The following is an 8,068-nucleotide window of genomic DNA, read 5'->3' on the forward strand; positions in this document are numbered from 1 at the left end:
AGCCTGCATCGCTCCGCTCCGTCTCCGCGCACATGGCTCCGGACAGTTACCCTCGATCGATGCACCCTCTCCCCGAGACAGGACAGCTACCTCCCGGACCGATGGCTTTGCAAGTGGAACACCTCTGCATGGCGTTCGGCGCGAAAGTTGCTGTGAACGACCTTTCCCTTGCGGTGCCCTCAGGTTCGTTGTTCGGTCTGGTTGGGCCGAATGGTGCGGGAAAAACGACCACACTGTCGATGGCTGTCGGATTGCTTCGCCCGCACTACGGTCGCAGCCTGGTGTACGGCTACGACGTGTGGAACGACCCTGTCGCAGCGAAGAGTCTGCTCGGCGTCCTACCCGACGGTCTGGCGCTACCCGCCCAGTTCACCGGCCATGAACTACTCACCTATTTCGGACGCCTGCGCGGTATGCCAGAGGACGTCATCGCGTCACGACGCGACGAACTGTTGGCCGCGCTCGATCTCGCCGATGCAGGTGGAACGGTCATCGCCGATTATTCAGCGGGCATGACGAAGAAAATCGGGTTGGCCTCGGCCTTGTTGCACGGCCCTCGCTTACTGGTACTGGATGAGCCGTTCGAAGCTGTCGACCCCATTTCTTCGGCCGGAATTCGGAGCATTCTGCTCTCGTTCGTCCACTCAGGTGGCTCGGTCATTCTTTCCAGTCACGTGATGGCCCTTGTCGAACAACTGTGTACTCACATCGGAGTCATCGCAGACGGTCGCGTCGTGGCTTCAGGAACGGTCGACGAGGTGCGCGCAGGCAACACTCTCGACGAGGCATTCGTTCGCCTTGTCGGTAGCCGCAGTCCCAATCCCGACGGACTGTCATGGATGCGCGCATGACCACCACCAGCTTTTCACCGACACGCTGGAACCCGTCGGTCTCTGTGTGGCGCACTGTTCTCCGCATGCGCATGACCCTCTACAAACGTCAGTTCACCGGTGGAAGAGCTGTAATCAAGGTCATTGCAGCGTTGTTCGGGGTTCTGGGGGCAGCGCTACTGTGCCTACGAGCTTCGGGAAAGAACGGTGTTTCTCCCGATCTCGTCAGCGGCACAACCAGTCTCGCACTTTCGGCTATCGCCGTGATGTGGATCTTGATGCCGATCATGTCTGGTCTGTCAGATGACAATCTTCACCCCAGACATTTCCAACTACTCCCCCTGGAACCCGTCCGACTCGCCAGAGCACTGTTCTCGACGTCGCTGGTCGGTATGACCGTGCCGATTACCGCGTTGGCTGCAGCAGCGATTCCAATTTATGCCGCTACACACCACCCTGCCGCACTGCCATTGGCCATTATCGCTTGGCCCGCAACGGTCCTGCTCATTGTCGGCACCTCACGGGTCGCGATGCTGGCGATGTCGCAGCTCCTGCGGAGTCGTCGCAGCCGCGAACTGGGACTGTTGGCATTCGGCACGTTCTTCGGCGGACTGTATCTGCTGCAATTTCCGCTGCAGAGTCGCCTCGGCACGGTCGTGGACGGCGACGTCACGTGGCCGCTCACGATCGCGCATTCGATCCCGTTCGCGTGGGGAATCACCAGTGTCGACGCAGCAGCAGGAGGCGCCTGGCTCCTCGCCGCCGGAGCAGTCCTCGCCCTGGTGCTGGTCGATCTCGCACTGCTGTGGTCATGGCAACGCCTGGTCGTTCGCTACTTCAACGGGAAGGTCGCAGAATCAGCGGGCGCCACTTCCGTGCAATTGAAGAACCAGGGCCGCGACATTCGAACCGGTTGGCGCGCATCCCGACTGGGCACCGTCATCTCTCGCGAGCTTTCGCTCTGGCACGGAGACATGCGCCGACGAACACAACTGCTCTCCGTTGCCATCATGACCTTGGTCTCCGGCTTCGGACCGCTGATCTCGTCATCGATCCCCTTCTCCGCCGCATGGGGTGCCTGGTTCCTGATCTACCTGGCAATGGCAGCCGGATCGAATCTGTACGGATTCGACGGCGCATCGATCTGGCATCTGGTGATGATCCCCGAAGCCGCTGCCGCTGACGTCCGGGGCCGACAAATCGCGTGGGCAATCGTGATGACACCCTTCGTGGTCGTCGCAACAGCTGCTGTACGGATCTTCGGGGACCTCGGGACCGACCGACTGGCCGTGCCGATCGCCGTCGGCATTTCGATGATGGGAGTCGGTGCAGGATTGGTAGTGGCGATATCCGCCAAAGCGCCCTACCCGGTTCCGGAGATGAAGAAGACGTTCTCCTTCAACACCCGCGGGTCCTTCAACGGCTCGTCCTTCGGACTGATCATCCTCGCCATCGTCATCTTCGCCGCGACAACGGCGCCCGGCGTTCTACTCGGGGCGCTGCTACCGAACCCGGTGAACTATTTCGCCATCCCTGTCGCTGTTGCGATTGGTGCACTTGGTGCTTGGATCGGGGGCCGCGTCGCGATCACCCGTATGCAACGCGAGCCGGATCGGATTCTGTTCGCGGTTACCACCACATGATCGTTGCCCAGATAGTCCGAGAATTTCTGGGCGTCAGCGCAGTAGCCGCAACTTGCACCAAAAAACTCAGTCTGGGCAATCGGATTATCAGGGATCCAGGTAGCGCAGCTCAACGGGTTCGGTCCTCGCATATCGCCGCCGGGCTTTCGTGACATAGCTTCCGCTCGAGCCGAACCATTGCCCTGGAAACATCGCACCACCAAGATGTTTGGCATGCCCCCGGAGCACTACGGTTCCGTACGTGTCGCCGAACGTCCCGGCCGATGCGGGAACTGCGCGCACCCCGCCCCTTCGCTGGAGCGCGGCTGGATCGAGCGCTGCCTCAGGTTCGCACCGCAGCCCGCTCGGTGTGCAGAAATCCTGGTGATGGACCACTACACCGGAGCGATGGAATTCTGCCGGTGCCGACATCCGTTCCACGGGTCCTGATCGCGCCGGATCCTCGAGATCCGCTGTCGAGCCGAGTCCCTCGGCGCCCCGGCTCAACAGCGAAATCACACCTGAATCAGCTCAGCGAGCTCAGCAGCGGCTCGAGAAGCTTGTAGAGCTCGAAGATTCCGATGATCGTTGAAATAGAACCCATGATGATCCTCCGTGATTCGTGAACTTTCCGTGACGTCGCGTCACAGGCAGAAAGCTAACAAACCCGGCATTCAAACGGGGACCTTGGATGTGTCCGGCAGATGAACTCCCTGCTCGGAGAAGCATTTTGGTGACCAGCGTCATGCTCATCGAGAAATGAGCCCCATCGTCACATCGCCTGACACCAACCGACGGTAGCAGCAAAAGTCTGCCCGTTGCGATCTGGCGATACATGGCACCATTTCCACCCCATCCGACCCTTGCTTTGTGCGCTGAATCGCATTACATTTCTCCACAATAACGGTACGCGTAACGAAATAAAGAGACGGTCTACTTCACAGCCCGATATATCCAGTGCCACAACCCTTCCGGGCTCTTGGAGGGGCGGCGTTTCGTCGCGTCCATAAGCTCCTCACTCCCCGATCGAAAGAGAGCACGATGACCACAGAGAGCGTCTCCGGCAATCAGCCGCGACCGGTAGCAACTATCGCAAGCCTGACCCTGCTGATCGCTGCCGTGGCCGCGCTCGAAAGCATCATCGTCCCCGCACTCCCCCTGATACAGAGAGACTTCGGAGTGACGGCCGACATCGGAGCGCTCGCATCCGTCGCTCTGACGTTGAGCACTGTCCTCGTCACGCCGATGGCCGGGCGAATAGCCGACGTGTACGGCGCCCGCCCCACCTTGCTCGCGATCACGACAATCGTTGTCCTGGGCGGCAGCGTGTCCGCTCTCGCAACGATCTTCCCGCTGTTCGTCCTCGGCCAATTTCTCCAGGGATTCGGAATCGGGTTGCTTCCCGTGAGCTTCGTGGTCCTACGACGCACTTTGTCCTCGGACCGACTGAAGACGGCCACGGGTTTGCTCGGGGCTGTCGTAGTGGCCGGCGGCGCTCTGGGAGTCGTGCTGGCGGGACCGGTGGCGGAAAATGTCTCACGCACCGCGATGTATGCAGTTCCGACCGCGTTCGTTTTGCTCGGCGCAATTGCTTTTGCCGTGAGCACACCACGAGATCACATGTCGAACGTCGGCGGCCGACTCGATTGGCCAGGAGCTGCTGGATTGGCTCTCGGATTATTGACGCTGACGGCGTGGTTGGCGAGCGCATCGAGCAACGGGTGGGGCGCACCGACGTCGATGCTGCTGGTTCTCGCTTCCGCTGCCGTGTTCACGATCTGGGCCAGGTATCAGAGCCGGACAACCGAGCCGATGGTCGACCTGACGATGATGTGGCATCGTTCGATGTGGAGCGCCGTGGTCGTCGGCGTGGTTTTCGGGTTCACCTACGGCGCTGTTGTCTATCTACTTCCGCAACAACTCGCCGTGCCGGCAGAGAGCGGATTCGGCCGCGGTGCATCGACAAGTGCCATCGGAATCCTGCTGTGCATCGGTTACGGCGCAGCGGTGATCGCGTCGGTGATTTCCGGAAAGCTCGCACAACGGGTCGGCACGAAAGCCATTGCGGTAGCGGGAGTTGCCTTCCTCGGCCTGAGCGGCGCCGTCGGGGTCTTTGCAACCACGATGTGGCAGATCGTTGTGGTGCTGATCCTTGCGGGTACCGGCGTTGCCGCCGCGTCGACGGCAGTGTTCGTCATCTCCGCCGACAGCGCACCGGCAGACCGCGTAGGTGTCACGACGGCAATAGTCACGATCGCCAGATCGCTGGGTTCTGCTGTGGGAACCCAAATTGCCGCCGGGATCATCGCGAGCGCGACTTCATCCGGCGGCCTTCCCCAGCACTCGGCATTCGCCACGGCTTTCGGAGTGGCGGCAATCGTTGCGATTGTCGGACTCGTTGTCGCGGTGACGATGCCGAAACCGGCATCAACCGATGTTCAGTGGTCGTCGTCGTCCTCGTCGAAGTCTGCGACTCCGCGCTTCCAGTAGCCCGTGATCAGGTGGTCGTCCGAACTCAGGCCGAGTTCGTCCCGCACGAATCTGCGAATCGGCTTGAGACTGGTGGCCTCACCGGAGATCCAGGCGTAGAGGCGCTCACCTTCGGGCACGGTGACCGTCCGTACTGCCTGCTCGAGCAGATCCGAGTGACCGGCTGGGACGTCACCGCGGTGCAGCCATTGCACCTCGACGCCTTCCGGAACAGTGAGTTCGATTTCCTGTGAAGGGTCGGTGATCTCGACGAACACCCACCCGGCGGCAGCAGCGGGCATCATCTCGAGCCAACGAGCAATGGCAGGAAGGGCGGTGATGTCACCGGCCAGCAGATAGCGGTCGTACGTCCACGGAACCACGACGCCACCGGGCGGACCTGCCACGTGCACCCGAGTGCCGACGGTCGCCGCCTGAGCCCAATCAGAGGCGTACCCACCTTCGTGGAGCGCGAAGTCGAGGTCCAGCTCCCCCGCCTCGGCGTCGTATCGACGGACGGTGTACTCACGCGAGATCGGCAATGGACGAGGCCACTTCAGGCTGAATCCGTCGCGTTCGGGTAGACGTAAAGTTCCGTCTGCATCCGGGTAGACCAGGCGAACATGCTCGTCGGGAGCGTGCGATTCGAAGCCCGCCAACTCCGGTCCACCCAAGGTCAGACGCAACAGTCCGGTCCCGACCATTTCGCTGCGAACAACTTCGAGTTCGCGAATGCCGATGGGGTACGGCACTTTTGCGCCGGTGGTTCCCGCCAGAACTTCGGCGATGGTCGCGAGGTGGTCTCCTCGGTTCATGAACTACCTTCCTTTTCCGGCGGAGCATTCCCCACCGGCACAGTGTTTTCGGAGAGATCGACTTCGTTGATCTCCGAAGTTACCCGGCGCACCGAACCCAATGCTGCCAGGAGCACCAGGCCCAGTGTCACACCGGCGAGCCCCAAGACCAGTAGCGCGGCGCCAGGCTCGAGCCACTGCCCGAGGAACCCGGCTGCCATCGAACCGATCGCCGTACCCGTGACGGCTTGCACCATCCACAGACTGGACACGCGTCCGCGCAATTCGTCCGGCGTGTTCTGTTGAAGGACTGCAAATCTCAGAATGTCGTTGAGTGCGCGGCCGAGGCCGAATCCGGCCAGGCCCAGGAACGCGACAATCGCTGCTCCCGACGCACCCAGTACCACCAGGCCGAGAGGCATCAGCGCAACAGAGATCAACATCGCGGCGCCGTTGCGGTGGACTCGTCCGGTCCAACCGCTGGTGAGGGAACCGACCACAGCGCCGACAGCGGGGGCGCCGTAGAGCAGACCGAGCATGGTGGGTCCGCCGCCGAGGACCTGGTCGACGAAGGCAGGCAGCAACACCATCGGCCCGCTGACGAACATGACCAACAGACCGCTGATCAGGATGCCGCGAATGACTGTGTGCGTGCCGGCGAATTTCACGCCGGTCACCAGCGCGCGCATCGGGCTTTCGTGATTCGTGCCCGGTGCAGGGGAAGGGCCGATGGCTTGGAACAACGTGACAGTTGCTGCGGTGGCCACCGCAGCAACAAAGTATGTCGCGGGAATGCCGCCGGAGGCGATGATCACGCCGGCGATTGCCGGCGAGATCATCGTCCCGATGTCGGTGGTCAGCGCTACCAAAGCGCCGGCCGCAGCCATCTTGTTGCGCGGCAACAACCTCGGCATCAAAGCCATCAAGGCCGAGCTGCTGACACCGCCGGCCAAGCCGTCGACAGCTGCCGCGACGTAGATGACCCACATCGACGGGTGTGGCAAGAGCGCATTGCACCCGAGAATGACAAAGCCGAGACCCGCAGCACTGCGGGCCAACTGGATGGTTCGTCGCCGATCGTAACGGTCAGCGAGCACGCCGCCGAACAGGCTGCCGAAGAACATGGCGATGGCCATCGCCGTGGACACTCCGGCAACCTGCAAGGTCGAGCCGGTGAGCTGGTACGTCTGCGCGGGGACGGCTACGACGAGCAGTCCGATCCCGAGCAGCGAGATCAATCGCGCGGAAAAGGCGTACCTGAAGGGACGGCTGGTCCGCAAGGGTGAAACATCGATCACCAGCCCACCGAATCGAGTCATGCGAAGGTCTGGCCGATCAGGTCGAGGGTAGCCATTGCGCCGTCGTAGTCAGGACGGTAGCTGCTGGCGGGGAGCTCGAACGTCGTGCCTGCCTTGAAGGACGGCAACTGCGAGTAAAGCGGATCGGTGGCAAGTTCGGCCATCGGGCGACCGGACACCGGAATCACAAAGGCGACAGGAGCATCGGCGACCTGCGAGAGCAGTTCCGGGCTGACCTCGAACGAGTCACCCGAGCCGAAGAGCTGCGGGTTGCCGGCCTTGGCCATGACGTCGTCGGCCTTAAAACCGAGCTCGGCGAGCATCGCGGGCAGCGCGGCCGTCGGCGGAACGAGGTACGGCTTGTTGCTCGAGACCGAGAGGAAGTAGACGACGTTGCCCTCGGGAACCTTGATCTTGCCCTTGACCTCTTTGACCTTGTCCTCGTATGCGCTCATCAGCGCCGGAACCTGGTCGGAACGGCCCGCCGCGTCGGCGACGATTTCGAGCTGCTTGTCCCACGCGGCGACCGTCTTGGGGACCAAGACGGTGGGTGCGATAGCAGTGAGCTGATCGTAGAGTTCCTCGGACTGAACAGAGGTGATTCCCTGGCCACCGCCGATGATCAGGTCGGGCTCAGCCGCCGCGACGGCTTCGATGTTGAGCTGCTCGCCGGCCGGCAATTCCTTGGTGCCCTGCGCCTTTGCGGCGTCCGCCCAAGCCGGCGGGAATCCACCGTCGAGGTTCGTGACACCGAGGACGCGGGTATCGGTGGCAACCACCGGTGCGTCCAGGGCGTACAGGTATCCGGCGAGACCGCCGCTCAGAACCACGATGCGCTCCGCCGACGCGGGCACGGTGACCGAGCCCTTCTCGGTTTCGATCACGCGGGTCGTGGGCTCTGCAGCCTTGGTCGGTTCGTCGTTCGAATCGCTACTGCAACCGATCATCGCCACGAGTGCGACGATCAGCAACCCTGCGATGGCGACGAATCGTCGCCAACTCCGTATCGCGAGGGGCGGTGTGGACTTCATCATTGAGCTCCCATTGTGTTTCAA

General features: G+C 62.2%; 7 protein-coding genes. 3 read left to right on the plus strand and 4 right to left on the minus strand.

Annotation, left to right across the window (positions count from 1 at the left end; genetic code table 11):
• Positions 1 to 59 precede the first annotated feature (59 nt).
• Together PCS43_RS02625 and PCS43_RS02630 are read left to right on the plus strand one after the other, a co-directional pair.
• Entirely contained in the window at positions 60 to 851 is a 792-nt protein-coding gene (locus tag PCS43_RS02625) for an ABC transporter ATP-binding protein (RefSeq protein WP_019748159.1), read from the plus strand.
• Positions 848 to 2,473: a hypothetical protein gene (locus PCS43_RS02630; protein WP_007735131.1), complete on the plus strand. Its 1,626-nt coding sequence runs from the start codon at positions 848 to 850 to the stop codon at positions 2,471 to 2,473. The genes PCS43_RS02625 and PCS43_RS02630 overlap by 4 nt, the downstream gene beginning before the upstream one ends.
• An 87-nt stretch (positions 2,474 to 2,560) precedes the next feature.
• Here the strand turns inward: PCS43_RS02630 and PCS43_RS02635 are convergent, their stop codons facing one another.
• On the minus strand, positions 2,561 to 2,971 hold the full coding sequence (locus tag PCS43_RS02635; RefSeq protein WP_030535571.1) for a hypothetical protein: 411 nt from the start codon (positions 2,969 to 2,971) through the stop codon (positions 2,561 to 2,563).
• A gap of 522 nt (positions 2,972 to 3,493) precedes the next feature.
• Between PCS43_RS02635 and PCS43_RS02640 the strand changes: the two genes are divergently transcribed.
• Positions 3,494 to 4,942, plus strand: a complete 1,449-nt coding sequence (locus PCS43_RS02640) for an MFS transporter (RefSeq protein WP_007735130.1) — start codon at positions 3,494 to 3,496, stop codon at positions 4,940 to 4,942.
• Here PCS43_RS02640 and PCS43_RS02645 read toward each other — a convergent pair.
• The 3 genes from PCS43_RS02645 to PCS43_RS02655 are packed head-to-tail and all read right to left on the minus strand — an operon-like array spanning position 4,891 to position 8,044.
• Positions 4,891 to 5,736: a siderophore-interacting protein gene (locus tag PCS43_RS02645; protein WP_007735129.1), complete on the minus strand. Its 846-nt coding sequence runs from the start codon at positions 5,734 to 5,736 to the stop codon at positions 4,891 to 4,893. The two genes, PCS43_RS02640 and PCS43_RS02645, sit on opposite strands and share 52 nt — an antisense overlap.
• Complete coding sequence (entS, locus tag PCS43_RS02650; protein WP_209908380.1) at positions 5,733 to 7,034, minus strand: enterobactin transporter EntS; 1,302 nt, start codon at positions 7,032 to 7,034, stop codon at positions 5,733 to 5,735. The genes PCS43_RS02645 and entS overlap by 4 nt, the downstream gene beginning before the upstream one ends.
• Positions 7,031 to 8,044, minus strand: coding sequence for a Fe2+-enterobactin ABC transporter substrate-binding protein (locus PCS43_RS02655; protein WP_003942170.1), 1,014 nt, complete (start codon positions 8,042 to 8,044; stop codon positions 7,031 to 7,033). The genes entS and PCS43_RS02655 overlap by 4 nt, the downstream gene beginning before the upstream one ends.
• Positions 8,045 to 8,068: the final 24 nt, after the last annotated feature.

It is taken from the genome of Rhodococcus sp. C-2 (genome assembly GCF_027854095.1).
Classification (GTDB): Bacteria; Actinomycetota; Actinomycetes; order Mycobacteriales; family Mycobacteriaceae; genus Rhodococcus_F; species Rhodococcus_F qingshengii.